This is a genomic window from Bdellovibrio sp. HCB117, assembly GCF_047305915.1.
Lineage (GTDB): Bacteria > Bdellovibrionota > Bdellovibrionia > Bdellovibrionales > Bdellovibrionaceae > Bdellovibrio > Bdellovibrio bacteriovorus_B.
In genome coordinates this window covers 1,753,842-1,780,605 of record NZ_CP178622.1, presented here as the reverse complement: position 1 = coordinate 1,780,605, position 26,764 = coordinate 1,753,842, and the positions used below count along the sequence as shown (strand labels likewise).

The window sequence follows — 26,764 nt, the reverse complement described above, 5'->3', positions numbered from 1 at the left end:
GTTTCTCTTCGAGCGCGGGAGTAGCTCAGTTGATAGAGCGATGCCTTGCCAAGGCATAGGTCGCGGGTTTGAGCCCCGTCTCCCGCTCCAAATTAAAAACCGCCCTTCTGGCGGTTTTTTAATTTGAGCCCCTGTTTGCACTTCGGCTTCGCCAAAGTATTTTCTGAAGTTTCCCGTCTTGATCGTTTTTTTGGGTTTGTCGTTTTCTGCCGCCGGCAGAAAACTCCGCGAGGGATTGTCTTTTCTTTTTGAAATTCTCTTTTAGCAATTCCGTCCGAATTCGTTTTTTCATGACGAAGGAAAACTTCTCTTGCTCCGCTTTTGAGCGGAACGTCTGGCTTGATACTTTATTTGTGGACACGAAAAGGCGTCCGACTAAAGCATCGACATGAAAACTTCATTTAAAATTAGAATATGCGAATGCGCCTCGGTACTGAGCTTGCATTCTCCTTTGTTGTAAATGGATTTCCAATCTAGCGATCTTAGTTGGGTCGGAACTCCTAAAAATTTAACAAGTTTAAACGAAGGAGAACTTTATGGAAAAAATATTTGCAGCGTTATTAATTTTGTTGTCAGTGCCATCTGCTATGGCCGATATCAACACCGTTTGCCAAGGTGGTGGCCGCAATGGAAAAGAAATCCGGATTGAAATCTTTCACATTCTAAATGAAGTGGGTTCCCAAAGTGAAAGAGTTACGATGAATGGTCGAGCCGTCCTAGTTACCTATCTGGGTAAAAATGGAAACGCTCATTCATTCTATCTTCAGTCGACTTCTCGCGTGTATAGTTTGGACTATAATCAGATGGACGCCACCGCTGTTCTGACGGGACAAGGTCTTAACTTGCAGCTCTTTTGCTCCCGCTACTAAGATCCATTTTGCAATAGAGAAGCGCCAACATTGTCGTTGGCGCTTCCTTTGAACTTCGTTATCCCCTTGTGACTTCCCTTTTTTAGCGTGTCGCTTTCGGTATTCTTACCACTCGGAAACCGATGTCTCCGTAACCTTTGTTAGGTGGAGCGTATCCGCGCCATGTAGCAGAGATCAGATTCGTATCATCTAGGAAGCTTCCACCGCGAGTGGTGTGAACTGCGTTGGGTTCACCTTTCACTGGTTCGTTTCCATTCGTGGGAGCGTTTTCATACCCTCTTACGAAAACATCTTCGGTTAATTCCCAGACATTTCCTAGCATATGAAAAAGTCCGTATTGATTAGCGCAGTAGCCGGGCATTCTGTTATTCAAATAAGGAACGGGACAGGAGTCGACGGCATGGGCGTAGCTCTCTCTGCCGATGTTGCCTGCGAAGAAGGGAAAGTTAGTGTCCATCTCGTCACCCCAGTAATACGTCGTCTTTGTACCGCCGCGAGCCGCGTATTCAAATTCAGCTTCAGTCGGAAGACGATAGGTGGCTGTTGGATCAATTAAATTCAAAGTGCGCGTGAATTGCTTTGCCTGTTCATACGAAATCCAAACAGCAGGATTGCTGTCCCCTTCTTGCACGTACATCAAAGGCGATCCATTTGCCATCCACGGTTCTGACTGCATAATCGTTTTGTACTGAAGCTGCGTCACCGTGAATTGACCGATTTGGAATTTTTGAAAGTCACGGGGCTTTGCAGGCGCGGCTTCGAAATCATCGTTATTCCCGATCATGACTCCGTCAGCGGCCGGTATTTCACAAAAGGTCATCGTGACATAACCGTCAAGAACGACAGTCTTTTGATTTTTACAGGCACTTTCTTTCGCGAATGCGGATTCAACGTTCGTTAAAGTAGTTAAAGTGAAGGCGGCAAGGAGGAAGGATTTAAGGTTTTTCATTTTTAATCTCCAGGATTTTTTGTTTTCAAAGACTTGATATTGCAGCGCCGGTGCCAGCCTCTGCCTCACCTGCTTTCAATAACTTATGCGGGTATTTCAAGAACGCTGCCGGGCCTCCGTCAGGCCTTTTCGCCGAGATCCTGGCTCCTGCCGAAGTTTCGGCAGCTGCTTGATTCATGAGCCTTGACAGATAGGCCTAACGACTCACCTTGTTACTGTGCGAGAAGAAGAGGACGACAATAAGAATTGAAAGACATTTCTAACAAATCGTTTATGTAGGTTAACGGAAAGAAACATGACTCCTGCGATGGATCCGCTAAAAGATTCTTAAAAGGAGTCTTTATGAAATTTAACATCATCCTGTCGGCCCTGGTATTTTTGGGCCTCAACGCTCAGGCTTCTACTTTTGAAAATGTTCGTGGGACCTATAAAATCCTGAATTGCAAAAATGAATCGGCGAATCCTTCTGTGGGAGATGCGAAGCTTTGCAATAACAAACAAGTCACTATTCATCCTGAAACTTACGGAACTTCTATTTACTTTTCTCAATGGGTTAATGGCGAAGAAGCGGTCCGCTCTTTTGGTCTTCCTAAAAACATGAGTCAATTGCCTCACGGAAAATATTCCGAAAAAGGTGATTACTATGCTTCTTTTATTAATGACCAATACGGCTATGGCGAAGTGATCATCATGCGCAAGGTCTCGGGAGATCTTTATCACCTCTCTATGCATCGCCGGTCGGATACACTAAAAACTTTAGATATCTTTGAGATTGATCTTGAAAGAACGTCCAGAACTTCCGAACCCCTTCCCGCAATTCCTGAGATTGAAGATGGCGGAGATCCTTGTGGCCTACCCGAGTACGACCTTAAAGCGTCGCCAGCTAGCTGTGATGACAAAGACAGCCATGGCGGTAAGTATAAGAACATTAAATAAGATCAGTCGCGCATCCCCGCCTTTAAGCATGATATTACGAAGAAGCTCGATGAAATATGTCAGCGGATTGATGTAAGAAAAAATTCTTAAAACCCAGGGCATGTTTTCAATAGGAAAGACAAGCCCTGAAAGAAGCACTGACGGAAATAGATAGAGAAATCCTCCCATCATTGATTGCTGCTGGTTTTTGGCGACAGTCGAAATAAAAAGTCCAATTCCCACTGTACAACACACAAATACAAAAGACGAAAGAAGCAGGATTATAAGACTGCCTCTTAAAGGCATTCCGAAAAGAGCGACGGCCACTCCCACAATCAAAGGAATGTTACTCATTCCTAAAAGCACAAACGGCACTGTTTTACCAAAAATAACTTCTTCTGGTTTTATCGGAGCCGAAATCAGCGTTTCAAATGTTCCCATCTCTTTTTCTTTTGCGATCGACATACTGGTCAGCAAAATCGTGATAAGACAAACCAGCAAACTCATGACGCCGGGAACGAGAAACAAAGCCGTTCTTAGAGCGGGATTATAAAGAACCCGCACGTCAAAATGAAAAGGCGACTGTTGAGGGTGCAGGGATTGCACGACACTTAAAAAATATCTTTCAATACTTTGTGCACGAGTGACATTCGTGGCGTTGATAAGAAGCTGCACCTTCCCGTCTTCACGGCCTAAGCTTTTATCTAAACCAGCGGTTGGAGCCACGAGCACGGCATCGGCTTCCCCTTTATTGACTTGATCGAAAGGATCGAGTGACGAGGTCTTCGCGGGAATAAACCATCCTGAGGCTAAAGCCTTGCGGTAGATCTCTTGAAGACTGGTGTCGTTCGGTGCTCTAAAAACACTGAGGCGGATATTCTTTGCTTCTGTAGATAAAGCCACACCAAAGATAGTCAGTTGCACACAAGGAGCCACGAACAAAAGCATGCGCATACGAGGGTCACGCAAGGTCTGCAAAAATTCTTTTCGGATAAAGCCTAAAAGTGTTTTCATGGTTCGACGTCCTTTTTAAACTTTTTCGTCGCAAGCAGAATCATCAAACAAAAAAGCCCGCACAAAGCGAGAAACGAAGGAAGGATGTCTAAAAAGCTAGATCCTTGCAGGAACAGCTGCCGACTGATCTTAATAAACCAGCGCGCCGGTAAAATCATCGTGACGTAGTAAAAGAACGACGGCATGTGTTCGTTAGGAAAAATAAAGCCTGAAAGCAATATTGTCGGTAAAAGCCCCGACAACATTGCAATCTGCATACTTAGCTGCTGCTTACGAGTGACGACAGAGATCAACAGACCTTGCGCCAAATAAGTACTAAGAAAAATCATGCATGCTAACAGGTACACCAAAAAGTTTCCTTTAAAGGGAACTGAGAACACCAGTTGAGACATAATAAAAACGAAAAACACCGCAACCATTCCCATCACAGAATAGGGTAAAAGTTTACCCAGAATAATCTCGATCGGTCTTACGGGCGTTGCCAGCAGCAACTCCATAGAGCCATTTTCCCACTCGCGAGCAACGGTGAGTGCCGTCATCAAAATAGAAAGAATCGCAATGATCGCCGCCGCTAAGCCCGGCACCACAAACCAGCGGCTGTTCAATTCCGGGTTAAATAAAAATCTCGTTTTCACATCAATGCGAGGCTTGATCTTTCCAAATTCATTTTCAAGAACCCGCCGATGAATGCCACCCAGATAACCTGCGATAGAACCCGCAGACGAATTGTCAGAGCCATCGATTAAAACCTGCACCGACGCAGTTGAAAAAGGCCTTAAATCTTGAGTTAACGTCGGAGGCATAATCAAAGCCGCATGAACCCGTCCCTCATCCAAAGCTTGAACCGCTTCCGCAGGACTGTGCACGGGATCCGAAACGAAATAGCCTGAGCTCGTAAATGTCTTTTCTATATTCCACGACGTCTGTGTTTTATTTCCGTCAAAGACCGCAAGCTCAATTTTATCCATGTTGAATTCTATGGCGTATCCAAAAAAAAGAACCATCACCACAGGCATTCCTAATGCCAGAGCCATGGTGAATGGATCGCGCACAATATGGAAAACTTCCTTTTTAGCTATCGCTAAAATAGAGCGAAGTTTCACTTTCCCTCCACCTGATGAATAAAGACATCTTCCAGTGTAACCGCGTGCGGATCTTTATCGGGGAAACTATTATGTTTCAAACCTGAGGGCGAATCTAAGGCGATGAGTTCTCCGGATCGCATCAGGGCAATACGCTCACATTGTTCGGCTTCATCCATGTAATGGGTCGTGACGAAAACAGTCTTACCCTCTTTGGCAAGCTCACGAATTAAAGCCCAGAAGCGTTGACGATAGGCCGGGCTCACACCCGCCGTCGGTTCATCTAAAAACACCAACTCAGGATCATGAAGCAGCGAAGCCACAAGACTCACCTGCTGTTTTACGCCGCCGGGAAGATCGCGAACCAAACTTTTTTCAGACTCTTTAAACTTAATAAAACTTAAGAGCTTTTCTTTTTGTTGTTGAAAATTTAAATCCGGAATTTTTCGTAAAGAAGCGGTGAACGCCAGATTTTCCGCTACGCTCAAGTCGTCATAGAGCGTGAATTTCTGAGACATGTAACCGACTTTCTGCTTCACCTGAAACGAGTCTTTCAGAACATCCAAGCCGCAGACCCAAGTCTTCCCATGAGTAGGAAGTAATAACCCACAAAGAACTCGGATTGTCGTCGTTTTACCTGCGCCATTGGCGCCTAGAAATCCAAAGATCTCCCCTTTGCTGACTTTAAAAGAAATATCATTCACTGCATAATAGTCGCCAAATTTGACTGAAAGACCTTCGACCTCAACCGCATTCATAAGGCCTCCAAAGAGGAGTCGTATTGCAAAAACACTTCATCAAAGCTTTTGCAGCCTTTCTCTTTTAGAATTTCTTGCGGAGTGCCTTCAAGCAGCATTTTTCCATCAAAGAGCAAATGCACCTGTTGGCACTTTAAGGCTTCATCCATATAAGATGTCGTTACCAGAATAAGAATGTCTTCTTGCTCTTTGAGTTCGTAAAGAAGTTCCCAGAAATCTCGACGACTCAAAGGATCGACACCATTGGTAGGCTCATCCAGCAATAGAACTTTCGGGGAAGATAGAAGCGCACAGATCAAACCCAGCTTTTTGTACATCCCGCCGGATAATTGCGAAGCCAGTCGATCCGTGAATTTTTCTAAGCGAGCCATATGCAAAAGCTTTTGCCGACGGTTTTTATATTCTTCTTCAGGAAGCTGGTACAACGTTTTAAAAAACTCCAGATGTTCGTGAATGCTGAGCTCTGGATAAAGACTTTGCGTCTGTGGCATATACGCAACGAGTTCGCGAATCTTAGAAAATTCCACCGGAGAGTCTTCATCAAGAAAAACTATTTCACCTGCATCTGGTTTTAAAAGACCCATGATGTGGCGAAGAAAAGTGGTTTTACCTGCGCCCTCAGGCCCAATGATCCCGTGAATCTGATGCGGGGCAAACTGCATAGAAAGACCTTTGAGAGCTTGGGTTTGTCTCAGCTTCTTAGAGACATTAAAAGCTTTCAAAGAAATGTCTTTCACGGTTCGTCCGCGGCCCATTCCAGGGTCATTCCCGGCTTTAAAAAGCCTTCGGGATTATTAAAGTAAATTTTTACGGCATACACCAAACGCGTTCTTTCATCCCGGGTCTGAACATTCTTAGGCGTAAATTCAGCTTCGGGATTGATATAGGAAATCACGCCTTGAAAACTTTTATGATCTAACTCTGGAACTTCAGCCATCACTTTTTGTTCCAGCTTCAACTTAGAAATTTCATCGTGAGGCAAATAGAAATAAGCATAAACTTCTTCAAGGTTTCCTACCGTTAAGAGCTTCGCTCCTGGAGGCACCATTTCGCCCGGCTCAAAATAGGTCGTTAACACCGTGCCTTTTAAAGGAGACGCAATGTCACACCAGCCTTGGCGTAAGGAAACATCGTCCATTTTATTTTTCATTTGATCATAGGCTTCCCGTGAAATACCGCCGCTGCGAAAAAGACTGTTGGAACGATCATAACTGCTTTTGATAAGCCGATAGGAAATACGGATGTCTTCGCAAGCCAGCTTTACGACTTGTTGACCCTTTTCGACGATCTGCCCTTCACGCACTGGGAATTCTTCAATCACCGAAGACACCCGAGCCGGGATATCCACCTTGGTCACTTCCACCGTACCAGCATAAGCAAATTCAGTTTTAAACAAGAAAACTTTGACCACGTAGGCCAGGATAAGAATCACAACGATGAGAACAACCGGGATGATTTTCTTTTTTGACATGCTTCACGATAGCGCCAATGGAGGGCCAGAGTAAACATGTAAAAAAAAGCCGATGTTTCAACAACACCGGCTTTGATCATTTTCTTTAGTCAGAAAATATTAGCGACCTGGGAAGAACCAGCAGCGAGGACGAACACCCGCCACATCACGAGGAGCATAGCAAGAACCTTGCTTGTAATCAGAGTTGCTCACCGCTTCACTCTCTTTAGCTACGCACAACATACCTTGGAAGTATGTATCCAAACGACATTGAGTGTCTGGATGCTGATCGTTCATACGAGTCACTTCTCGTTTATCAGGAGTTCCAAAGTTAGGTGCTGTTGTTTCTTTACGTAAAGATTGGAAAAGATTAGCAACAGATTGGCCAGCCAAAGAAGTTCTTAAACAGATCAAACGCTCTTTCTCGTCAGAGAATTGCGCTTCACAACCCGCCACTGCGTACGGATCTAAATCAAGATCTTTCAAGATCGCGGCATTGTCGTCTTCTGCAAAGAAACGGCGAAGACATTTCAAAGTCGCGAAATAGTCAGAGCCCCCTTCGTTTGTCGCCCATGAACCCATCCAACCAGAAATTTTTGGTGCGCCCCCATTGTGGTGACCGAACTCATGACAAGCTACCAACGCGAAACCTTCCACATTTGTTGCTTGGTGACGAGCCAAACCGCCGTACATATTTAAGATCTGAGTTTTGCCTGATCTTTGTGCAGAAGCGTTCACTGTCGCGTCTTTCCAAAGACGGTTGATCTTCAAAGTGTCGCCCATTCTTTCAACGTCAGCTTTGTAGATTCTTTCTAAACGATCCAAAACATCATTAAATTGCTGCTCTGTGATACCGCCAGCAGTGAATAGTCCCACTGGAATTCTCATATCATTTTCTGGAACGAAACCGTGGCAAAGAGAAACTGTGTCCGTGGTTTTATGCGTGAAGCCGAGTGTTGCGATCAATGCAACAGCCGCCGTCACACGCGTAAGCGTTGATTTTGTCATGACTTTCCCCTCCTTGAGTCTAGACGTACTAAAAATCGTAACAACCTAGTGCGGCCATATTCAATTAAATAACTTTAACGTTTCGCACCGCACCTACGTCCATACGACGGCCTCGCATTTTACAAAAGACTTAAAGTTCCGCAATTTTCCCGTCGAGAAGACTATTGGTGTACTAATTATTTTTTTTAACAGGGAGTCTTAGATGAAGTTAGGAACGTCAGGATCATCATGGTTTAAAGGTTTGCGCGGCAAGCTTTTCTTGTCAGCAATGCTGCCAGTGATTGCTTTCGGTGTCCTCACAGGAATTTCTTTAAACTCCATGAGTCACCTGGGTGACATGCTGACGGATGCTTACACAGACGTGATCCCGAACATGGATGGCCTTGGCCGCATTGGTATGCAACGCGCTCGTATTGGCTATTTTATCTGGGCCGCCCTTGCGAATGAACATGATAAAAAGTCCCGCGATAACTTTATCAAGAAAGCCAAAGAAGCTTTTGCAGACTTTAAAGAAGGTCAAGCTTACTACGAATCCACTCGTTTAGATGATGAAGAACAGAAAAACTACGCCAAAGCTCGCGAAGTCAAAGAACAGTTTTACACTCTTACAGAGAACATGATTGCCGGCCTCGAAAAGAATACTCCGGAAGATAATGCAAAAGTACATACCGCAATGAACGGCGGAGAGTGGCATGTCTTGGCTCTGCACACACAAGCGGCTATTGCAACTAACATGGAATTGTACAACAAGCGCTCTTTGGAGAACAATAAAATGCAAAAAGAGAAGCGCGTTTTTGAAACTCAGCTTCTTCTTTTGATCGCGGGTTTCTGTGCGACCGCGATGTTTGGTCTTTTGATGTGGATTGCATACCGCGTTTCAAACACAGTCAGTGGAATTGCCTCTGGCCTTGATGAGTCGGGTTCGCAAGTCGCATCTGCAATCACTCAACTTTCAGCTGCCGGACAAACCCTCTCTGAAGCTTCTACGGAAGCCGCGGCTTCTTTAGAAGAAACTGTCGCTTCTCTTGAAGAAATGTCTTCGATGGTAAAAATGAACTCTGACAATGCAAAACAAGCAGCAGCTCTATCTCAATCATCTAAAGACGCTGCAGAACACGGACAGCAAGAGATTCATCATTTGATCGAATCTATGCGTGACATTTCGTCTTCTTCTAAAAAGATCGAAGAAATTATCAGCGTGATTGATGATATCGCATTCCAAACAAACTTATTGGCCTTGAATGCTTCGGTGGAAGCAGCTCGCGCCGGAGAACATGGAAAAGGTTTCGCCGTTGTCGCCGAAGCCGTTCGCACCTTAGCACAACGCTCCGCAGTGGCAGCCAAAGACATCAACGGTCTTATTAAAGAAAGCGTTGAGAAGGTCGAAAAAGGATCCACGATCGCGGATCGTTCAGGCGAAGTTCTTTCTAACATCGTAAACTCTGTTAAAAAGGTCGCAGATCTGAACAATGAAATTTCAGCGGCTAGCGGTGAGCAGACTACGGGCATCCAACAGATCAGCCGCGCCATGAATCAACTCGATCAAAGCTCACAATCCAATGCGGCATCCTCTGAAGAAGTCGCGGCATCTGCTGAAGAAATCAATGCACAGGCTTTGAATATGAAGAAGATGGTCGAGAATCTGAATGCTGTTATTTTAGGCTCTTCACAGGGTCCTACAGCGAAGCCTTCTGTCCACAAAACTTCTGCAAAAAAAGAAGCTAAAGTGCTTTCATTCCAAGAGAAAAAATCCTCTGAAAAACCAGCCCGTCCCGTGGGGAAAAAGTCACAGACCGCGTCGAGCGTCATTCCATTTGATGATGACGGCCCGACTCGCAAAGTGGGCACTACAGACGGTTTTTAATCCATTGCTCCCTCATGGTGCTTAGGCTACGATGAGGGAGTATGAAAATTCCATTTAATATTCCGCCAAAAAGCTCGAATGAAGAGAAATATATCTCTCAGGCCATCGCCAATAAAAAATTAAGCGGCGAAGGCTCTTTTAATAAAAAATGCGCTGAGTGGTTTAATAAAAATCTTCCGACTCTGATGACCGTCATCACTCCTTCATGCACATCGGCTCTTGAAATGGCCATGGTGCTTGCTGACATCGGACCTGGAGATGAAGTTATTCTGCCTTCCTTCACGTTCACATCCACAGCTAACGTCGTCGCGCTTTACGGTTCGGTCCCCGTCTTTGTCGATGTCGATCCCTTAACAATGAATATTGATCCCGCGGCTATTCAACGGGCCATCACTCCGCGTACTAAAGTCATCATGCCGGTGCATTACGCTGGTGTGGGTTGCAAGATGGATGAAATCATGGCCCTAGCAAACCAACACGGCATTTGGGTTGTTGAAGACGCAGCTCAGGGCATTTTTGCTTCGTACAAAGGAAAAGCCTTAGGTACTTGGGGCCATATGGCGGCATTCAGTTTTCATGAAACTAAGAATATCGTTTGTGGTGAAGGTGGAGCCCTAACAATCAATGATCCCCGCCTAGTGGCGCGAGCTGAAATCGTCCGCGACAAGGGTACGAACCGTCAGCAATTTCTGAACGGCCAAGTGGATAAATACACGTGGCAGGACAAAGGCTCTTCTTATCTTCTTTCGGAACTTTCCGCCGCCTTTCTTCTTTCCCAATTGGAAGAAGGCAAAGAGATCACAGCAAAACGCTTGGCTTTATGGAATCAATACCATCAAGGTTTAGCGGACCTGGAAAAAAACGGTCACTTGCAACGCATGACAATTCCTAGCGAGTGCCAGGCGAATGCTCATATTTACTATCTGCTTTTAAATTCGTCTGAGGTGCGTGCGGCTTTATGGACTTACCTGAAAGAAGCTGGCATTCAATCCACCACTCACTATGTGGCACTTCATTCGGCTCCGGCGGGAGTGAAGTACGGTCGCGTGTCGGGTTCGATGAAAGTCACAGACGATCTTTCCAATCGCCTGTTACGTCTTCCGATGTGGGCTGATCTTTCCAGTGATGAGGCAGCCTTGGTTCTTGAAAAAATTCATTCGTTCTTTAAGGGGCAAGCATGAAGGGTATCATCCTAGCTGGCGGCGCAGGATCGCGTCTTTATCCAATGACTCGGGTCATGACAAAACAGCTTCAGTCTGTTTACGACAAACCCATGATTTATTATCCGCTGAGCATTCTTATGTTAGGTGGAATCAAAGATATTCTTCTGATCACAACACCGGATGATCACCCCTTGTTTAAAAAACTTTTGGGTGATGGTTCTCAATTTGGCGTGAAGCTCAGCTATAAAATTCAGGAAAAGCCGAACGGACTTCCTGAAGCTTTTGTCTTGGGTGAAGATTTCATTGGCAACGATCACGTATGCTTGATCTTAGGTGATAATCTTTTCTATGGAGATTTGGATTTCTTCCGTCGCGCGATTGAAGAGCAAAAGGCAAAAAAATCAGATCTTCACGGACGTGTTTTTGCTTACTACGTTGCCGACCCCACAGCTTACGGTGTTGTTGAGTTTGATAAGATGACTAAAAAAGTAAAGTCGATCGAGGAAAAACCAAAACAACCGAAATCCAATTATGCCATCCCGGGGCTTTACCTTTTCGATAACACAGTTTCAAAGCGTGCGAAGGAATTAAAACCTTCGCCTCGCGGTGAAACAGAAATCGTGGATTTGATTCTGTCTTACCACAACGAAGATAAACTGGGCGTCGAAATGATGTATCGTGGTCTTGCTTGGCTCGACACGGGCACTCCCCGATCCCTTCTAGATGCCGCTGCTTTTATTGGTGCCATCGAAGAACGCCAGGGCATGAAAGTGGCCTGCCTTGAAGAAATCGCTTATCGCATGAAATTTATTAATCTAGAGCAATTACAAAAAATCACTTCGGAACTTCCTAAGTGCTCTTATCGCTCCTATTTAGAAAAAATCATCTCTGAGGAACTATGAAACAAACGGTTTTACTGACCGGCTGTGCTGGCTTTATTGGATCTAACTTCGTAAGAACGGTCGCTTGCCGCGATGAAATCAAAGCGCAGTACGACTTCGTGATCGTCGATGCTCTGACTTACGCAGGTAATCTTGCGAATATTCTAAAAGAACTGGATACAAATCCCCACTTGAAATTTTATCACCTGGACATCCGCGACTCTCACAAAATGGATGAGCTTTTTAAGAAGTATCAATTCAGCGGTGTGATCAATTTCGCGGCTGAATCTCACGTGGATCGCTCTATCGAAAGCCCTAACATCTTTGTAGAAACAAATGTTCTGGGAACTTTGAATCTTTTAAAAGAAAGCTTAGCGCTTTTTGAAAAAAATCCGAACTTCCGCTATCTGCAAATCAGCACGGATGAAGTTTACGGCACCTTACAGACGTCCGATCCCGCTTTCACAGAAAATACACCGATTTCACCGAACAGCCCTTATAGTGCTTCAAAGGCCAGCGCCGATCTTTTGTGCCGCTCTTTCTTTGAAACATACAAGCTGCCAGTGATGATCACTCGCTGTTCTAACAACTACGGTCCATTACAGGTCGAAGAAAAATTCATTCCTTTGATGATCAAACGGGCCCTGGCGAATCAACCCCTTCCGATCTATGGGACCGGCATGAATATCCGCGACTGGATTTATGTTGATGACCACAATGAGGGCGTATGGAAAGTCTTCACCTCGGGGCGCGCCGGGGAAGTTTATAACTTAGGCGGAAATTCAGAAAGACAGAATCTGGATGTTGCAAAGCTCATCTTAAAACACTTGGGAAAATCCGAATCGCTTTTAAACTTCGTGCAAGACCGTAAGGGTCACGATTTCCGCTATGCGATTAACTTCTCAAAAGCGCAAAAAGAATTAAACTGGAACCCTACAGTGAAGTTTGAAGAGGAAGGTCTTCTTCGCACCATCAATCACTACAAAGCCTTATGGACGAAGTAAAAGTCCTTCACTGTATTCACTCTCTGTCCTGGGGAGGCCTAGAAATTTACACCGTCGAGCTGATTCAGAAGCTGGCGGAAAAAGGCCTTCGCCAAAAAGTATTATGTTCCGCGCACTCGCGTGTGACCGAAGAACTGAAAAAATCAGGCATTGAAGTTTTACCTTTTCCAGAGAAAAAACTTTCGAAACTTAAAACGGCTCGCCTGATTAAAAACATCATCCAGGAACACGGCATCACTCACCTGCACTCTCACACCCGTTTGGATATGTGGGCTTGTGCTTTAGCGAAGTGGAATCTTCCCACGATTAAACACATCTACAACCTTTACATGAACGCGACACCGAAAAGGGATTTTGTTCATAAGTGGCTCTTTTCTAAAGTGGATGCTTTGTGCAGCTCTTCAGAAAATATTTTAGAAGATGTGAAAAAGAACTTCCCTATCGCTCCTGAAAAACTGCACCTCATTCGTTATGGTCGCAAGACAGAGAGCTTCAAGCACGACGGTCTAAAACGCCAAGAGCTGCGCGATAAATATGGAGCGCGAGTAGAACAAATTGTTTTCGGAACTCTTTGTCGTATTGATCCGGGCAAGGGAGTTCGCGAGCTTGTTCAGGCCCTGGAATATTTGAACGACCACGAGCTAGAGAAGACACAGCTTTGGATTGTCGGCGACCCCACGATCATCGGAAAAAATTCGGACGGCACTCCTATTTTTGAAGGCCCGTCCGAAGAATTAAGTCGTTGGATTGCCGAGCGCATGGAAAATCCGCGCTACAAAGATCACATCGTCCGTATCCCTTTTCAGAAAGATTATGTCTCTTACATTGATGCCTTAGACGTCTTTGCCCTGGCATCCTACAACGAAACTTATTCTTTAAGTGTACTAGACGCCATGATGATGGCAAAACCCGTGATTGGTACGAACGCCGGAGGGACTCCTGAACAGGTGGGATTGCATAACGAACGTGGCGTTTTAGCCGAACCTAAGGATGCCGAGTCTCTATCGCAAGCTTTCCACCACTATTTAAAACGTCCCGAAGACATCCAGATTCAAGGTCACAAGGCCCAGCAATGGTCAATAAGCCAACACAATTGGCCTGTCACTCAAGAGGCTTTTTTAAGCCTCTATAAATCGCTTTAACCTTCAGGATTTAAAATCAGGTCCGCCAACTGAGCTTGATGGGTCTGCACATAGCGTGGAAATTCTGAATCCACTGCCACAAATTCAGATTCAATCTCTTGCCCGTAAAGACTTCCGCCTTTGCGGATGATTTCTTCCACTTTTTTAGGATCTTTGAAAGTGTCTTTATTGTGCTCCTTGTGCGCATAAGCTTCAATTTTTTCAATCACTTTTTTTGCGCCCCCGAGATAACTGAAATGCCAGCCCCCATTCGGAATCACGGTGATCTCATTCGTGCTTTGACGAGTTTCACGATACAGACGTGTTTTTTTGATCGTTTTGATATCTTTATAATTTAACATCACCGTACCGTACCAGGGCATATAGCCATTCACTAAGGGAATAGGCTCGGGGTATTTTTTTACAAAGCAGTTCAGATAATAGTAGTAAAGCTTTTGCTGAAAAACCTTAATACCTGGCTGATGCGCATACTGCTTCACCAACTCAGGACGAGGTATTTCATCCACATCCGAAACGATAATCACGTCATCGGGTTTCGCATTTTTTAAGCCTTGGAGAATTTGTTCTTTTTGATGGTCATCATAGTCCCAGGTTTTCGGAACACGCCATTTAGAAAAAAAGTTGGGATATTGATCCACCACCACATGCTCAATCTTGTGCAAAAATGGCTTAAATCTTTCTTTGTTTTGCTCGAAGAAAAGAGGCTTGTCTTTCTTTTGGAAAGTACGAGTGGCTTCAACCAGAACGAAACGATCAACGACTTCGTTTAAAGTATTCAAACGAATTTCTAATAGGTCCATTTCGTTAAAAAATGCAAAACAATCGTAAATCATGATCTCCCCAATACTTTCTTATACACTTCGACCGTGTCCTGCGCACACTTTTCCCAAGTGAAACGCGGGGCTTGTTTCAGCCCTTTTTGAATCAAAGCTTCACGGTAAGCCTGATCCGTTAATACTCTACTTAAGGCGGCCGCCATCTCTGTCGGACTTCCCGGATCTACAAGACTTGCAGCATCTCCACTGATTTCTTCTAAGACGCCTCCGGCACTTGTCACAACAGGCGTTCCTAAAGACATGGCTTCTAAAACGGGAATTCCGAAACCTTCATACCAGGACGGAAAAAAGAAAACACGGGCACGCTGGTAAAGTTCAGAAAGCTTTTCCGTTGGCACATAGTTTAAGTGAATGATGTCATTTTTAAACGGAGAACTTTCTAAAGCCCGTTGGATTTCTTCAGCACCAAATCCCCAAGCGCCCGCCAACACCAGTTTTTCTTCAAATCCCTGAACCTTCAAAGCCTCAAAAGCGCGAATCACGCCCAGAACATTTTTACGTTTTTCTAACGTCGCTAAAAATAAAATATACTTTTCCGGCAAACCCAGCGAAGGACCTTGGCCCGCCATGCGCGAACGATTGCACCCCAGATAAGTCAAATGCAGGCGATCTTCCAATTGAGGAAAGTATTTTAGAACCTGGCTTTTCGTAAATAGGGAATTCACGATGACCGCATCCACCGAAGAATTTAAAACATTCGTCATATCGCGAATGCCTTTCAGGAAGAACTCGGGACGATTGTACTTTTCTTCAAAGACAATCATATCGTGAATCGTGACGATTCGGGGCAAGAAACCCTTCACGTTCAATTTGAAATCCGGACCGTGGTAAAGACCGTCTGAGGACCACTTTAAAGGAAGAAAACTTTCGGCTTTGCGACCTGGTAAAATGGATTCGATGTTTTTCTTATTTTTATAGCGAGAAATCTTTACGGCGGGATGAACCTCTAAATCCTTTTCTTGAGAAAAGTGCTCAAGGAGCTGAAGCATATAAACTCCAACTCCGGTCACTTTTTGCGGATTCAAGGTGCTGACATCAAAATATATTCTCATGGAACGCCTATGAATCTTAAGCCTTGAACTATCAAGACTACAAGAACATAGGCGAAGAGATTAAAGGCAACAAGTTGCGTTACCGCGAACTTCCAAGAGCCACTTTCACGGATCTGCACACCGACCGTGGACATACACTGCAAAGCGATAAGGAAGAAGACCATAAGTCCAATCACTGAACTCACGGTAAAGATTTTTTCACCTTGAGCATTGGTGGCCGTACTCATCTGCGTTAAAAGAGCCTCTTGCTGAGAGTCTTCATCTCCATCCGTGATATTGAAAGTGACGGCCAACGACGAAACAAAGACTTCGCGAGCGGCAAAGGCCGAAATTAAACCGACTCCCACACGCCAGTCCACCCCCATGGGTGCAACCACAGGCTCAATCACTTTACCCAATTGACCCACGTAGCTTTCTTCAAGCTTTTGGTGAGCATCTTCTGTTTGGTAATTCGGGAATGTCGATCCCGCCCAAATAACGACGGCAAAGGTAAAGATGATGGGACCTGCGCGTTTCACGTAAGACAGAGTTCTTGTCCACGCATGGCGAACTAAAACACGGAACTTAGGGCGGCGATAAATCGGAAGCTCCATCATGAACAATGAAGGCTCCTGACGAGGGATGAATTTGCTCACTATGCCTGCGGCCAAAGCTCCTAAGAACATAGATCCGATGTAAAGAGCCGCCAGTGCCAATCCCGCCTTCCATGCCGACTCGCCATGGAAAAGAAACGCGATACAAAGAGCATAGACCGGCAAGCGCGCCGAGCAGCTCATCAAGGGAATCACGAAATTCGTGATCATGCGATCTTTTGTCGATGGAATGTTACGAGTCGCAATAATCGCTGGGACCGCACAGGCAAAACCAGAAAGAAGTGGCACGAACGAACGACCGCTCATTCCCAAGGCTGAAAACGGACGATCAATCAAAGTTGCCGCACGCGCCAGATAACCCGTGCTTTCAAGAATTCCAATTCCCAAGAACAAGATAAAGATCTGCGGAACAAACACCATGAAAGCCGCAAAGCTCGTGATCACGCCGTTAGCTAAGAAGTCGGCCCACAAAGTACCAGGCCCGAGCCCAGCCACCCACTCATTGGCAACGCTGAACCAACCATCAATCATGTCCATAAATGGAGTCGCCATCCAATAAACGCTTGAAAACAAGGCACTCATGATAACGATGAATAAAGCAAAACCGAGGAAAGGATGCAGCAGTACCCGATCCAACTTTTCAGTCGTCGCCACGATGCGGTTGAGGCGCTCTTGAGCATGATCTGTTTTATGAGATAAAGCCTCTTTGGCAATCTGTTCGCACTGATTGAGTTTGGTTTCCTGAATCTCGAAAGACCAAGGCACCGGACGGGAAGGTTCTTTCGTCCAATGAAGTTTTTTAGCTTCAGCAACGATCTCTTTAAGACCGCCCGCTAATAAGCCATCAAATTGAAGAACCGGACAGCCCAAAGTTTTTTGCAAATAAGGAATGTCAATTTCAATACCTTCTTTACGAAGAAGATCCGACATCGTGATAACCACCATCAAAGGAAAGCCTGTTTCACGAAGTTGCATCACGAGTTGCAGATGACGAGAGATCTGAGTCCCATCGACAACGACGATGATGCCATCAATCTTTTTAACTTTCGGATTTTCGTAAATGGATTTTAAGGTCACCCACTCATCCGCACTTTTGGGGTGCAGGCTGTAAGTGCCCGGAGTGTCCATGACCATCACATTGGACTCACCCAGATGAGACGCTAAATGGCCTAAAGAAAACTCCACCGTCGCGCCCGGATAGTTCACAGTTTTAAAACGAGAACCCGTCAGCCAGTTATAGAGAGTGGTTTTTCCAGAGTTCGGCGCGCCGACCAGCGCGATAGAAAGTTGCTCAACAGCTAGTTCAGTTTCACTCGTGCGCATGCCGCTTCCTCATTTCGCAAAGCTAGAAAACTCGTGTTAAAACGGATCAGAAGAGGCCCGCCAAAAGGAGCACGACCTAAAATCGTGATCAACATGCCGACTCTTAAGCCCATTTCATGTAAACGCTCACGAAACACATTGTCTGCGGCGAATCCGGTGATTTCGACCTTCTGGCCTGGCTTTAATGATTTATCCAGTAAGTTCATAGAGTTTCCCTTGGGATCAATGAACCTCTTAGTTAAAAGCATGCCCCCACAAAAGGAAGTTCTTTAACCCCCTGCGGACCAATTGAAAACAAAATGAGAACCAACATCAATTTCTCCTCGTAAACCGGTATAAAATATGAGCCCCACCATGGTCTTGTTTTTAAGACCAAAGGTTAAGTTTCACAGACCAAGACCGATCTGAAGTCTATATGGATTTTAGTATTAAGACTTCTTTGAGTATGAGCGCCGCGATCCTGACTCTGAGCCTCTCTGCACAAGCTTCGGAAGTGGTCTATCTTCCGGCTTACTGTGCTCCCGAACACTTAACTGTCTTTGTAAATAACAAGTCTGCTGAGCCAGAGCGCATCTGGACTCAAACGCGCTTTGATCAGGAAATCCAAGAGCTTCACTATGATGTTGAAGCAAAATCTCAGATTAAAATTCGTGGAACTGAATTTCTGCCCACAAAGATGGCCGCCTCCTTCAAGTACTTCTCGAAGAGTCTACAAGTCAGTGTTGCCTGCGAAGAAAGTGCAAGTACTCCTTTAACTTCGAATGTAGGCCCTTCGGCTTCTCATTACCTGCCAGCCAACACGAAATCCGTGAAGATGCATTTGTTAAACCTTTTCTTAAAGTCGAACTCTGTTCAATTGAGAGCCTTTAACAAACTAGGATCTTTGATCGCAGAAAAGTCGATTTCACTTCAGAGCTATTATGATACAGAAAGCTTTAAATGGAGTTTTCAACAAAATGTCGCGCGCATTGAAGTGCAAGGCTTAGAGCGCGTTCATTCACTGTTGTTCTTTGATGCCAATGGCGTGGAAAAGCCAAGTCCAGCCGTGACTTTGGAACCTGCTCCCCTAGACCCTTCAACGAAGAAAACTTACTTCTTAGTTTCAACAAAAGATGCGCAGGCCGACGAAGCTTTTGTTGTGGGTTTTGAAGATGAGGCTCAGATCAAAACAGCTCGAGAGCAGATTCAAAATCCTGCCTTAGAAAAGATTTTGGTGGCCGGCATCGAGTTGGGATCGGGTGGCTTTAATCGAGCCTTTTACAATAAGAACAAAGCGCCCTACTCATGGTCTGTGAACCGTGTCGATGCTTTTGCCGACTTTGCCCACATCGACTGCGACGGCAGTCCCGATCTTACCGAGGAAAGACTGATGCTAAAATTAAACGAAGGCGGTCGCATCTGTTTCTGGCGCTACCGCATCGTACGTGAACTTACTCTGGATGAAGTTCGCCGCGGGAAACTTAAGCCTTAGAGGGAACGACGGTAGAAGCCCCCTGCCCTTGGGTTTCTGCGACGTAGACTCTCACTTGTCTGACCCCATATTGTTCAAATTCTTTATAGAATTCTTCAGCCAACAATCTTGAAAGTTGTTCCACACTGGTGTTTGTCACCGGCAATAGCAAAACCTCACTGAGCGGAAAAACATAAAAACGGTCACGAAACGTAACCTCTAAGCCTTTGGCGGTTTCTTTAAACTTCATGTCCGGATGCTGCTTTGGCAAAAGAACAATCTCGTCCCATTGATCCAGGCGCGCCTTGATGAACTTCTTAAAAACGTTAAAGTCCATAAAGTAACCATCCGCATGAAGATCTGACTCTGCCGGAGTCTTAATGTCCACACGCACCTGATAGTTATGTCCATGCAGACGCTCAGCATGGGTTTCATCAAAGATCAGGAAGTGAGCCGCGGAAAATTTGAAATTCTGCTTAGCCAAATGCAATGTGGTCGTGGACATAGTCACCTCAAAGTGCTTATATGAATAACATGAAATTCGAACTGAAGCAGCATTTTCAAATTGAATCAGCCCGTTTCTTGCCGCACTTACCGAAAGAGCACCCTTGTTCTCGTATGCATGGGCATAGCTTTAAGATCATCCTGACTTTAGTGGGAAATCTAGATCCCAAAATTGGTTGGGTGATTGACTATAATGACATTCAAGCCAAGATGAAGCCGCTATTAGAAAAAATCGATCACCGCGTTTTAAACGAAGTTGATGGCTTGGAAAATCCGACGTCAGAACTTTTGGCAAAATGGGTTTATGACCGCGCACTCCCCGCCCTGCCGATGTTAACGCGTGTTTCTATTCTGGAGACTCCGTTCACGGAGTGTTCTTATCCCGCTTAAAAGCCTGCAACCTGCGCCTGATCTTTAACAGAACGACTGGCGCCTCCGCCTGCCCTCATAAATACTCGGGCTCATGCGGGGATCTTTAAAGAGTTTTTGTGCCATCATAACTTTGCTTCTGGCAGTTCCCTCTTTGGGGAATGAGGTGGAGCTGATTTTTTACCGCGCCCCTGCTCCCTTGAATTGGTCGACGCCAGGTAATTTAGTAAGAAGCACCTTTAAGAATTTAAAATTTAAAATCGGTGATCGGCCTTATCCCCACAGCATCTCTCACGTCAATGTGCGGTTGCAATGCGGGAAGAAAACTTCGCTCTATCGAGGCATGACCTCCAAGAAATCTAATTTTTCTTATGCCTGGGATTTTGTCATTGAGGGCAAGGCGTTAGACACTTTTTTAATCAACGTCAAAGGTCGGTTCTACACAGAAAAAGAAATACGTACCTGGCTTCCGACTTTAAAAGCTCAAGGTTATGTTCGAAGCCTTAAAGTTCTTTTGAATGAATCTCAGTGCTCTCGCGCAGAACGATATCTTTCGCTGTATGAAAACTTGGGGTTACAAAATATTTACGGTGGATTGCGATCTTTGCCCTTACAGGGAGAAGGTGCCGGCTGTGCGGCCTTTGCGGTGAGCTTCTTGCAGATTTTAGATCTGTTCCCGTCTGAACTTGATGAGTATTGGAAAAGAAGACTTTACGTTCCCTTGGAAATTCTTTCGACTCAAGAAAGAAGTGCGCGTATCGGTGCTATCGGCTATATGCGTGGTAAAGACCGCTTGTGGGCCCAGCCCTCAGAAAAGCACATCATTTTAGATTTCTGGGATCCGGAAAGAATGTTTCAATGGCAGGCCCAAATGCTTTCACAAAAAGCGAAATTGCCCGTTTATATGTCTTGGGAACAAGATCCGGGAAATGTTTTTGAAAGACTTGTCTGGGACGCCCGCAGTTACCCAACTCCAATGACTTACTTTTTTCAGTTTCGTCGGGGGATTTTAGAAAAAACCGTGAACTATCACATTAAAAATCGCGAAAGGCTTTTAACTCAGGAAGAGGTTTTAGATCGCTCTTCCCAAGTCTGTCGTAATTTTAGTGTCTGTCGTTAGACGATCAAAGGGGCATTGACCTTAACAGCAGGTCCCGTATCCAGATGTTTTTCAAACTTCTGACGGAAGTTCGGTGGATATAACATCACGACTGTAGAGCCCATACGGAACATACCTAATTCAGATCCTTTGTGAACCGGGATCTCTGGGCTGTAGTTTTTGTGTGTGAAAATATGCGGGCCCTTTTGGTTGCCACGCACTTTATCATCAAAACTCAAGACGATGTGCCCAACATTCGTGGCACCAACGAAGACCACGCCGACAGGACCCATATCTGTTTCAATCTCTACAAGCACGCGTTCGTTCACCGAGAAAAGATTCGGAATATTTGTCGTACTCCACTCGTTCACCGGCCATAATTCACCAGGCATGTAACGAACGTTCGTGATCACACCATCCACCGGTGAATGCACACGATGGTAGTCCGTCGGGCAAAGATAGTAAGTCAGGAAAAAGCCCCCGGCCCACTTTTTCTGGCACTCGGGATCTTGGGTGAACTCATCCAATTTATAAGAAAGACCTTTTGCCTGAATCAGGGTGCCACCATCAATCGGATAAGCTTGCGTGATACGGCTGTCTGCTGGATGAACAGCCCAAGACGAGCCGACGGGGCGCAGGCTTGGTTTTAAGCGGCGAACAAAGAAGTCCCCGATGGATTTGTAAGAGGTGTAAGGCATCTCCGCCTCTTCCAAATTAATGTTATAAAAACGGGCAAAGGTTCTGATACTCAGGTGCATAAGCCACTCAGGGCCTTCCCAGTGCATAAGATGACCGACCCAGCGGCTTAAAACTCGTTTTGGCAGAACTCTGGTAATTGCAGACATAAAATATTTATATCTGACTCACAGCCATTTGTCACCTGAAGAGCTATCAGCTAGGATGCTTGAAACCTTTTTGATGCTTAACAGGCATCCCAGGAGCCAAGAACCGTGTCTAAGATATTTCAGAATATCGAAATTCCTATTGATGCTGATTTAGATGAAAAGTTGCAATGGTTGATGCCCGACCACGGTCCTTACCGTATTCTTCGCCAAAGCGTTGATGCGAGACGCTCTCACTCCCCGCATTTTGTTTATTCCATTGAGGTCGCGGAAAAAGGTGAAACTCTTCAGATTCCTCAATTCGAATTAGAGAAAATCTCTCACGCCAAAGAAAAACCATTGATTGTCGGTACAGGTCCAGCAGGTCTTTTTGCTGCCTTACGTTTTGTCGAAAGAGGCGTTCCTTGCGTGCTTTTTGAGCGCGGTTCTGACAGCGGCGAGCGCATCAAGGGTATTAATCAGTACTGGCGTTACGGAAAGCTCGATCCGCGCAACAACGTGTGCTTTGGTGAAGGCGGCGCGGGTCTTTATTCGGATGGTAAACTGATCACGCGTATTAAATCTCCGCACATTCCTTATGTGATGAATCGTTTGGTGAAATTTGGAGCTCCGGAAGAAATTCAATGGCTTTCAAATCCTCACGTGGGTTCGGATCGCATTCGTCGTGTGATTCCGAAAATGCGTGAATTCTTAAAAGCCAATGGCTGCGAAATTCATTTCAACACCCAAGTGACAGACATCCTTCTTGAGGGTTCGCAAGTCGTGGGTGTGCGCACTGAGCATGGGACTGAATTTAAGTCTCCGCACGTTGTTTTAGCGACCGGTCACTCGGCCGAAGACATGATCAATCACTTGCGTGATATTGGTGTGCACTTGGACGGAAAGTCTTTTGCGATGGGCCTTCGCGTGGAGCATTCTCAAGCTTCTATTAACAAGATCCAGTATCGTCAGTTTTCAGAGCATCCTAAATTAGGAGCGGCAAATTATAAACTGGCTCACCACAATGATAAAACAGGGATCGGTGTTTATTCTTTCTGCATGTGTCCGGGTGGCTATGTGCTTTCTTCAGGAACGGAAGCCGACGGTATCGTTTGCAACGGGATGAGTAACTACAATCGCAACTCGCCGTTTGCGAACGCGGCGATCGTCGTCAGTATTGATCATGAAAAGAATTTCGGCAAAGACGTCTTTGGCGGCATGAAGATGCGCCGCGATTTAGAGACACGCGCGTATCAATCAGTGCTAGATGCTGGGGGCAGTCGCGAGTTGCCAGCGCAGAATCTTTTAGACTTCTTGTATGGAACAAATTCTAAAACAGGGCCTCGTGCTTTGCGTGCGGGTTCTTCTCCTTCAGGTGCTATCAATATTCGTCTGGACGAGCTACTTCCTAAAAACATGCGTGATCGTTTGCGCGAAGGTTTTGAAAAATTCCAAGGCAGCATGAAAGGGTTCTTAACTGAAGATGCGCAAGTGTACGGCATTGAATCGCGTACGAGTTGCCCGGTTCGTGTGACCCGCGATAACGACAGCTTAGAAAGCATTTCGCACAAAGGTTTGTATCCTGCCGGAGAAGGTGCGGGTTACGCGGGCGGAATCACTTCGGCCGCATGTGATGGTATACGCATCGCAGAAAAGATCATCGAACAACTTTAGGTGGTCTCATTTTCCCACCGACAATTTTTGGCCTAGACCTTGCAATTTCTCCCCGATGTATCTTTTGGAGGAGAAAACATGTCTACAAAACCACTTATCGGAGTCATTCTGACTCTTTTCTTGGGTGCGCACTCGTTTGCGACAACTCCCCAGGAGAAAAAACAAGATGTTGTCACTAGAACCGCGACGAGCGGACAAACTGTTCGCTCAGAGCTCTCTTTAAATGTCACCCGCTCAGAGCCTTACCAGGACACTTACACTGAGCAAGTTCCTTATCAAGCTGAAGAAACCTACTACGTCGACATTCCCTATGAAACCACTGAAACCTATTACGAAGATGTTCCTTATTATGAGCAAGAAACTTACTGGGAAAACGTTCCTTACACAGAACGTGTCGCCTACACGGACTATGAAGAATATTACGACAACGATTATGTTTGTCGAAACGTAACAAAATACCGTGAAGAGTGTTCTAGCGAGCGCGTCTGCGAACCAGGTCGCAATGTGTGTCGTCAGGTTGAAGAATGCGGTACGAATGCCCACGGCCAACGCATTTGTAAAACTCGCAAAGTGTGTGAAGACGGTCCTCGCGAATGCCGTGACTTACGTCAATGCCGCCAAGTCCCCTATTCAGATCGTGAATGTGGATATGAGCGTGTTCGCAAAACTCGCCCGGTCACACGTTACCGCGAAGAAACTCGTTATCGTCAAGAACAGCGCACCCGCACAGTGACTAAGTACCGCAAGGAACTTCGCACACGCAAGGTGACTAAATATCGTCAAGAAGAGCGCACTCGTACAGTGACGAAATACCGTGAAGAAACACGTTGCTGCGTGACTCGCTATAGAGATGTCTTTGATCATCAGTTCACGCAACCGGCTTCGGTGATCTTCCCTGCTGGATCTGAACTTTTGGCGAATGAAACTGAATCTGTAAAGTTTGTTCTTACAGGAACAGAGGCCGCTCCGATTGTTACCGTCACTGTGAAATCAGATATCTTTACTTACACCGTGGCAGAAACTCGTCAGGATGGACGCGAAAAAGTATTCGTTCTTGCGGTTGCGCCTAAATGGTCTGTTGAAAATGCGGGTACGACTTCAGTCAAAGGATTGAAACTTGCGTTTACTAAAGGCCAAGGCAAGATCTCTTTCCAAGAAACGGTGGCCGGTTCACGTTTGACTTCGACTTACGCGATTGAAGTACGTGATTCACAAAGCCAGTCTTTGGTTTTTGAAAATCGTTTAGAAAATTCGGCGGCAAAAATTGTTGAGATCGCAACTCCGGGTCTCGCTCGTGAAGGTAAGTACGCGATCACTTTGCGTGTCGAACGCAAAGGGCAAAACGTCGCTGGCGGATTGATCCAATTTGAACAAAACGCGGAGTACGAAAAGAAAGGCCTTGCCGAAGAAGAAATCAGTCTTTTGAGCGATTCAAAACAAGTGGCTATCGTTGGAATTGAAAGCGCTGGAGCAGATCGCGTGGTTGCAATTCGCGATAACACTCCTCATATCGAAGAAGTTCAATCGACTTACAAACTTGTAGTTTGGAAAAAACTTTCTAGCGGCAAGATTGAATGGCTGGGCGAAAAGAACTTCGCGCGCGATGCGATTCAACGTGCCGATGGCAGCCTGGGTATTGCATTGAAAGAGATTGGATTAAATCCGTCTTCTAGTACGAAACTTTACATGGACCTTGTGGTTCGTCGTGAAAGTGCGCAGTACTTGAAGAACCGCGTGCAGTTTATTGTGAATAAAACATTTTAATTAAAAATCGGCGACCTCCTGGGTTTGTTGGTTTCGGCTCTGCTCCCCAAGGCAGGGCCGTTTTTTTTCTTCCCCTCTCTCGTTGTGCTTCGAGCGAGGGTTTGGGTTGGAGGGAGGGATTTCAAAGTCTTTGGCTGGCTGCCGCTAATGGTTTTGTTTGTTAGATTGGTTAGTTGATTGTTTGATTAATTGTTTGGTTTTTTTAGTTGGCTGTTTTTTGGTTTTTTCTTGGCTATTAATCTACTTATCTTGATTTCTTGTCTTGGTATTGGAGCTTTAATCTTTAGATATTTAATTCTTTAGATCTTTACCTCTTTAGATCGTTGCATCTTTAAGCTTAGTTTTTTGAGCTTTAATCGTCGCTCGTTCTTTTTAATTCATAATTTAAGCCATTAAACATAAGTACCCTTCCTTTCACAGGAGGTACCCTACGATCATCCTTGATTGCCTACCTTCCTGACGCATACGCTTACCGCCACCGTGGCGGTAGAATTCTGGGCTTTCGCTTTCGATACCTTCAATGTTTTTTTACTTCTTTTATGAAAGAGCGGACTCCCTACTCAGCTTGTTGTCTTAACACAAGTGCTCACTGCCACTGTGGCAGTGAAATTTCGGAGTTAGCTTTTAGCTTTTCGACGTGGTGTTCTTCTTACTTCCACGGTGGAAGTAAGTCTGTGGTGAAATCCTCTAGGAAGTTTTGAACTACGGGATGATTTCTTTTGAAGAATAGGCTTAATAACTTCGTAGCAAATTAACTACTCTCGATTCAGTTTTTTGTGGCCTTTTTTTGAAAACAGATTCTGTTTTATTAACTTGTCCTTCTATTGCATTTTTACATTTGGCTTTGATCTTTAGTGCTTCGCTTCGTTTTGTTTTTGAGAATGAAGTTTGTGCAGGCCATTTAATAAGGAGCTTTTGATATGGGTATTATTGGCACTATAGTTATCGGATTTATTGTGGGTTTGATTGCGCGGTTTTTGATGCCTGGTAAGGATAAGATGGGATTCATCTTAACGACTATTCTGGGGATCATTGGTGCCGTAGTTGGGACCTATATTGGAAGCGCGCTGGGTTGGTATGAGGTTGGCGAAGAAGCGGGATTTCTTGCTTCCGTTGTCGGTGCGATGATTGTTCTGTTGATAGCGCGGCTTTTGATGAAAAGACGAAGTTAAAGTCTTAT

The 26,764-nt window shown here is 45.2% G+C and carries 26 protein-coding genes and 1 tRNA gene; 14 read left to right on the top strand and 13 right to left on the bottom strand.

Annotated elements, in window-relative coordinates; genetic code table 11:
* The first annotated feature begins 14 nt into the window (after positions 1-14).
* Both ACLWBD_RS08490 and ACLWBD_RS08485 read left to right on the top strand, forming a co-directional pair.
* A tRNA-Gly gene (locus tag ACLWBD_RS08490) sits at positions 15-90 on the top strand.
* 446 nt (positions 91-536) lie between these two features.
* On the top strand, positions 537-869 hold the full coding sequence (locus ACLWBD_RS08485) for a hypothetical protein (RefSeq protein WP_413570602.1): 333 nt from the start codon (positions 537-539) through the stop codon (positions 867-869).
* An 82-nt stretch (positions 870-951) separates the two neighbouring features.
* Here the strand turns inward: ACLWBD_RS08485 and ACLWBD_RS08480 are convergent, their stop codons facing one another.
* Positions 952-1,818, bottom strand: a complete 867-nt coding sequence (locus ACLWBD_RS08480; RefSeq protein ID WP_413570601.1) for a formylglycine-generating enzyme family protein — start codon at positions 1,816-1,818, stop codon at positions 952-954.
* Positions 1,819-2,160: 342 nt separating this feature from the next.
* On the opposite strand from ACLWBD_RS08480, the gene ACLWBD_RS08475 reads away from it, so the two are divergent.
* Positions 2,161-2,754 (top strand): hypothetical protein, encoded by a 594-nt coding sequence (locus ACLWBD_RS08475; protein WP_413570599.1) that lies wholly within the window; start codon positions 2,161-2,163, stop codon positions 2,752-2,754.
* Here ACLWBD_RS08475 and ACLWBD_RS08470 read toward each other — a convergent pair.
* The 6 genes from ACLWBD_RS08470 to ACLWBD_RS08445 all read right to left on the bottom strand — a co-directional run bounded on the left by ACLWBD_RS08470 (position 2,671) and on the right by ACLWBD_RS08445 (position 8,045).
* On the bottom strand, positions 2,671-3,747 hold the full coding sequence (locus tag ACLWBD_RS08470; protein WP_413570597.1) for an ABC transporter permease: 1,077 nt from the start codon (positions 3,745-3,747) through the stop codon (positions 2,671-2,673). The genes ACLWBD_RS08475 and ACLWBD_RS08470 overlap by 84 nt on opposite strands.
* Positions 3,744-4,850 carry an ABC transporter permease gene (locus ACLWBD_RS08465; RefSeq protein WP_413570595.1) on the bottom strand — a complete coding sequence of 369 codons (1,107 nt, stop codon included), beginning with the start codon at positions 4,848-4,850 and terminating at the stop codon, positions 3,744-3,746. Before ACLWBD_RS08465 ends, ACLWBD_RS08470 begins: the two co-directional genes overlap by 4 nt.
* Positions 4,847-5,587 carry an ABC transporter ATP-binding protein gene (locus ACLWBD_RS08460; RefSeq protein ID WP_413570593.1) on the bottom strand — a complete coding sequence of 247 codons (741 nt, stop codon included), beginning with the start codon at positions 5,585-5,587 and terminating at the stop codon, positions 4,847-4,849. The genes ACLWBD_RS08465 and ACLWBD_RS08460 overlap by 4 nt, the downstream gene beginning before the upstream one ends.
* A complete protein-coding gene (locus tag ACLWBD_RS08455; protein ID WP_413570592.1) occupies positions 5,584-6,324 on the bottom strand; it encodes an ABC transporter ATP-binding protein in 741 nt (246 codons plus the stop codon). The genes ACLWBD_RS08460 and ACLWBD_RS08455 overlap by 4 nt, the downstream gene beginning before the upstream one ends.
* Positions 6,321-7,058 carry an efflux RND transporter periplasmic adaptor subunit gene (locus ACLWBD_RS08450; protein ID WP_413570590.1) on the bottom strand — a complete coding sequence of 246 codons (738 nt, stop codon included), beginning with the start codon at positions 7,056-7,058 and terminating at the stop codon, positions 6,321-6,323. Before ACLWBD_RS08450 ends, ACLWBD_RS08455 begins: the two co-directional genes overlap by 4 nt.
* Positions 7,059-7,157: 99 nt before the next feature.
* Entirely contained in the window at positions 7,158-8,045 is an 888-nt protein-coding gene (locus tag ACLWBD_RS08445) for a hypothetical protein (RefSeq protein WP_253696783.1), read from the bottom strand.
* A 202-nt stretch (positions 8,046-8,247) separates the two neighbouring features.
* On the opposite strand from ACLWBD_RS08445, the gene ACLWBD_RS08440 reads away from it, so the two are divergent.
* The 5 genes from ACLWBD_RS08440 to ACLWBD_RS08420 are packed head-to-tail and all read left to right on the top strand — an operon-like array spanning position 8,248 to position 14,099.
* Positions 8,248-9,909: a methyl-accepting chemotaxis protein gene (locus ACLWBD_RS08440; RefSeq protein ID WP_413570588.1), complete on the top strand. Its 1,662-nt coding sequence runs from the start codon at positions 8,248-8,250 to the stop codon at positions 9,907-9,909.
* A 41-nt stretch (positions 9,910-9,950) separates the two neighbouring features.
* Positions 9,951-11,090 carry a dTDP-4-amino-4,6-dideoxygalactose transaminase gene (gene rffA, locus ACLWBD_RS08435; RefSeq protein ID WP_413570587.1) on the top strand — a complete coding sequence of 380 codons (1,140 nt, stop codon included), beginning with the start codon at positions 9,951-9,953 and terminating at the stop codon, positions 11,088-11,090.
* Positions 11,087-11,974, top strand: coding sequence for a glucose-1-phosphate thymidylyltransferase RfbA (gene rfbA, locus ACLWBD_RS08430; RefSeq protein ID WP_413570586.1), 888 nt, complete (start codon positions 11,087-11,089; stop codon positions 11,972-11,974). The genes rffA and rfbA overlap by 4 nt, the downstream gene beginning before the upstream one ends.
* Positions 11,971-12,957 (top strand): dTDP-glucose 4,6-dehydratase, encoded by a 987-nt coding sequence (gene rfbB, locus ACLWBD_RS08425; RefSeq protein ID WP_413570585.1) that lies wholly within the window; start codon positions 11,971-11,973, stop codon positions 12,955-12,957. Before rfbA ends, rfbB begins: the two co-directional genes overlap by 4 nt.
* A complete protein-coding gene (locus ACLWBD_RS08420; RefSeq protein ID WP_413570584.1) occupies positions 12,945-14,099 on the top strand; it encodes a glycosyltransferase family 4 protein in 1,155 nt (384 codons plus the stop codon). The genes rfbB and ACLWBD_RS08420 overlap by 13 nt, the downstream gene beginning before the upstream one ends.
* On the opposite strand, the gene ACLWBD_RS08415 is transcribed toward ACLWBD_RS08420, so the two are convergent.
* From ACLWBD_RS08415 to ACLWBD_RS08400, 4 genes are read right to left on the bottom strand one after another with little or no spacing between them, the layout of a single operon-like run.
* Positions 14,096-14,932, bottom strand: a complete 837-nt coding sequence (locus tag ACLWBD_RS08415) for a hypothetical protein (protein ID WP_063207607.1) — start codon at positions 14,930-14,932, stop codon at positions 14,096-14,098. The genes ACLWBD_RS08420 and ACLWBD_RS08415 overlap by 4 nt on opposite strands.
* On the bottom strand, positions 14,929-15,987 hold the full coding sequence (locus ACLWBD_RS08410; protein ID WP_063207610.1) for a glycosyltransferase family 4 protein: 1,059 nt from the start codon (positions 15,985-15,987) through the stop codon (positions 14,929-14,931). Before ACLWBD_RS08410 ends, ACLWBD_RS08415 begins: the two co-directional genes overlap by 4 nt.
* Positions 15,984-17,903, bottom strand: coding sequence for a ferrous iron transporter B (feoB, locus tag ACLWBD_RS08405; protein ID WP_413570582.1), 1,920 nt, complete (start codon positions 17,901-17,903; stop codon positions 15,984-15,986). The genes ACLWBD_RS08410 and feoB overlap by 4 nt, the downstream gene beginning before the upstream one ends.
* On the bottom strand, positions 17,879-18,109 hold the full coding sequence (locus ACLWBD_RS08400; protein WP_063207616.1) for a FeoA family protein: 231 nt from the start codon (positions 18,107-18,109) through the stop codon (positions 17,879-17,881). Before ACLWBD_RS08400 ends, feoB begins: the two co-directional genes overlap by 25 nt.
* A gap of 209 nt (positions 18,110-18,318) precedes the next feature.
* Here ACLWBD_RS08400 and ACLWBD_RS08395 point away from each other — a divergent pair, with 209 nt between their 5' ends.
* Complete coding sequence (locus ACLWBD_RS08395; RefSeq protein WP_413570581.1) at positions 18,319-19,374, top strand: hypothetical protein; 1,056 nt, start codon at positions 18,319-18,321, stop codon at positions 19,372-19,374.
* Here ACLWBD_RS08395 and ACLWBD_RS08390 read toward each other — a convergent pair.
* Positions 19,364-19,858, bottom strand: a complete 495-nt coding sequence (locus tag ACLWBD_RS08390) for a 6-pyruvoyl trahydropterin synthase family protein (RefSeq protein WP_413570579.1) — start codon at positions 19,856-19,858, stop codon at positions 19,364-19,366. The two genes, ACLWBD_RS08395 and ACLWBD_RS08390, sit on opposite strands and share 11 nt — an antisense overlap.
* A gap of 20 nt (positions 19,859-19,878) precedes the next feature.
* On the opposite strand from ACLWBD_RS08390, the gene ACLWBD_RS08385 reads away from it, so the two are divergent.
* Positions 19,879-20,247 carry a 6-pyruvoyl trahydropterin synthase family protein gene (locus ACLWBD_RS08385; RefSeq protein ID WP_253696784.1) on the top strand — a complete coding sequence of 123 codons (369 nt, stop codon included), beginning with the start codon at positions 19,879-19,881 and terminating at the stop codon, positions 20,245-20,247.
* Positions 20,248-20,392: 145 nt separating this feature from the next.
* Positions 20,393-21,346, top strand: a complete 954-nt coding sequence (locus ACLWBD_RS08380) for a hypothetical protein (RefSeq protein ID WP_413570577.1) — start codon at positions 20,393-20,395, stop codon at positions 21,344-21,346.
* On the opposite strand, the gene asd is transcribed toward ACLWBD_RS08380, so the two are convergent.
* Positions 21,343-22,170: an archaetidylserine decarboxylase gene (asd, locus tag ACLWBD_RS08375; protein ID WP_063207628.1), complete on the bottom strand. Its 828-nt coding sequence runs from the start codon at positions 22,168-22,170 to the stop codon at positions 21,343-21,345. The genes ACLWBD_RS08380 and asd overlap by 4 nt on opposite strands.
* 105 nt (positions 22,171-22,275) lie before the next feature.
* Here asd and ACLWBD_RS08370 point away from each other — a divergent pair, with 105 nt between their 5' ends.
* The 3 genes from ACLWBD_RS08370 (at position 22,276) to ACLWBD_RS08360 (ending at position 26,756) form a co-directional block, all read left to right on the top strand.
* Positions 22,276-23,820, top strand: coding sequence for an NAD(P)/FAD-dependent oxidoreductase (locus ACLWBD_RS08370; RefSeq protein ID WP_413570575.1), 1,545 nt, complete (start codon positions 22,276-22,278; stop codon positions 23,818-23,820).
* A 78-nt stretch (positions 23,821-23,898) separates the two neighbouring features.
* Entirely contained in the window at positions 23,899-25,584 is a 1,686-nt protein-coding gene (locus ACLWBD_RS08365; RefSeq protein ID WP_413570573.1) for a hypothetical protein, read from the top strand.
* Positions 25,585-26,504: 920 nt separating this feature from the next.
* Positions 26,505-26,756 (top strand): GlsB/YeaQ/YmgE family stress response membrane protein, encoded by a 252-nt coding sequence (locus ACLWBD_RS08360; RefSeq protein WP_413570571.1) that lies wholly within the window; start codon positions 26,505-26,507, stop codon positions 26,754-26,756.
* Positions 26,757-26,764 lie beyond the last annotated feature (8 nt).

Excerpts from the sequence above, each read along its gene's own strand:
- ACLWBD_RS08485 (WP_413570602.1), top strand. The coding sequence starts at position 537 with ATGGAAAAAATATTTGCAGCGTTATTAATTTTGTTGTCAGTGCCATCT.
- ACLWBD_RS08480 (WP_413570601.1), bottom strand. The coding sequence starts at position 1,818 with ATGAAAAACCTTAAATCCTTCCTCCTTGCCGCCTTCACTTTAACTACT.
- ACLWBD_RS08475 (WP_413570599.1), top strand. The coding sequence starts at position 2,161 with ATGAAATTTAACATCATCCTGTCGGCCCTGGTATTTTTGGGCCTCAAC.
- ACLWBD_RS08470 (WP_413570597.1), bottom strand. The coding sequence starts at position 3,747 with ATGAAAACACTTTTAGGCTTTATCCGAAAAGAATTTTTGCAGACCTTG.
- ACLWBD_RS08460 (WP_413570593.1), bottom strand. The coding sequence starts at position 5,587 with ATGAATGCGGTTGAGGTCGAAGGTCTTTCAGTCAAATTTGGCGACTAT.
- ACLWBD_RS08450 (WP_413570590.1), bottom strand. The coding sequence starts at position 7,058 with ATGTCAAAAAAGAAAATCATCCCGGTTGTTCTCATCGTTGTGATTCTT.
- ACLWBD_RS08445 (WP_253696783.1), bottom strand. The coding sequence starts at position 8,045 with ATGACAAAATCAACGCTTACGCGTGTGACGGCGGCTGTTGCATTGATC.
- ACLWBD_RS08440 (WP_413570588.1), top strand. The coding sequence starts at position 8,248 with ATGAAGTTAGGAACGTCAGGATCATCATGGTTTAAAGGTTTGCGCGGC.
- rffA (WP_413570587.1), top strand. The coding sequence starts at position 9,951 with ATGAAAATTCCATTTAATATTCCGCCAAAAAGCTCGAATGAAGAGAAA.
- rfbA (WP_413570586.1), top strand. The coding sequence starts at position 11,087 with ATGAAGGGTATCATCCTAGCTGGCGGCGCAGGATCGCGTCTTTATCCA.
- rfbB (WP_413570585.1), top strand. The coding sequence starts at position 11,971 with ATGAAACAAACGGTTTTACTGACCGGCTGTGCTGGCTTTATTGGATCT.
- ACLWBD_RS08420 (WP_413570584.1), top strand. The coding sequence starts at position 12,945 with ATGGACGAAGTAAAAGTCCTTCACTGTATTCACTCTCTGTCCTGGGGA.
- ACLWBD_RS08415 (WP_063207607.1), bottom strand. The coding sequence starts at position 14,932 with ATGATTTACGATTGTTTTGCATTTTTTAACGAAATGGACCTATTAGAA.
- ACLWBD_RS08410 (WP_063207610.1), bottom strand. The coding sequence starts at position 15,987 with ATGAGAATATATTTTGATGTCAGCACCTTGAATCCGCAAAAAGTGACC.
- feoB (WP_413570582.1), bottom strand. The coding sequence starts at position 17,903 with ATGCGCACGAGTGAAACTGAACTAGCTGTTGAGCAACTTTCTATCGCG.
- ACLWBD_RS08400 (WP_063207616.1), bottom strand. The coding sequence starts at position 18,109 with ATGAACTTACTGGATAAATCATTAAAGCCAGGCCAGAAGGTCGAAATC.
- ACLWBD_RS08395 (WP_413570581.1), top strand. The coding sequence starts at position 18,319 with ATGGATTTTAGTATTAAGACTTCTTTGAGTATGAGCGCCGCGATCCTG.
- ACLWBD_RS08390 (WP_413570579.1), bottom strand. The coding sequence starts at position 19,858 with ATGTCCACGACCACATTGCATTTGGCTAAGCAGAATTTCAAATTTTCC.
- ACLWBD_RS08385 (WP_253696784.1), top strand. The coding sequence starts at position 19,879 with ATGAATAACATGAAATTCGAACTGAAGCAGCATTTTCAAATTGAATCA.
- asd (WP_063207628.1), bottom strand. The coding sequence starts at position 22,170 with ATGTCTGCAATTACCAGAGTTCTGCCAAAACGAGTTTTAAGCCGCTGG.
- ACLWBD_RS08365 (WP_413570573.1), top strand. The coding sequence starts at position 23,899 with ATGTCTACAAAACCACTTATCGGAGTCATTCTGACTCTTTTCTTGGGT.
- ACLWBD_RS08360 (WP_413570571.1), top strand. The coding sequence starts at position 26,505 with ATGGGTATTATTGGCACTATAGTTATCGGATTTATTGTGGGTTTGATT.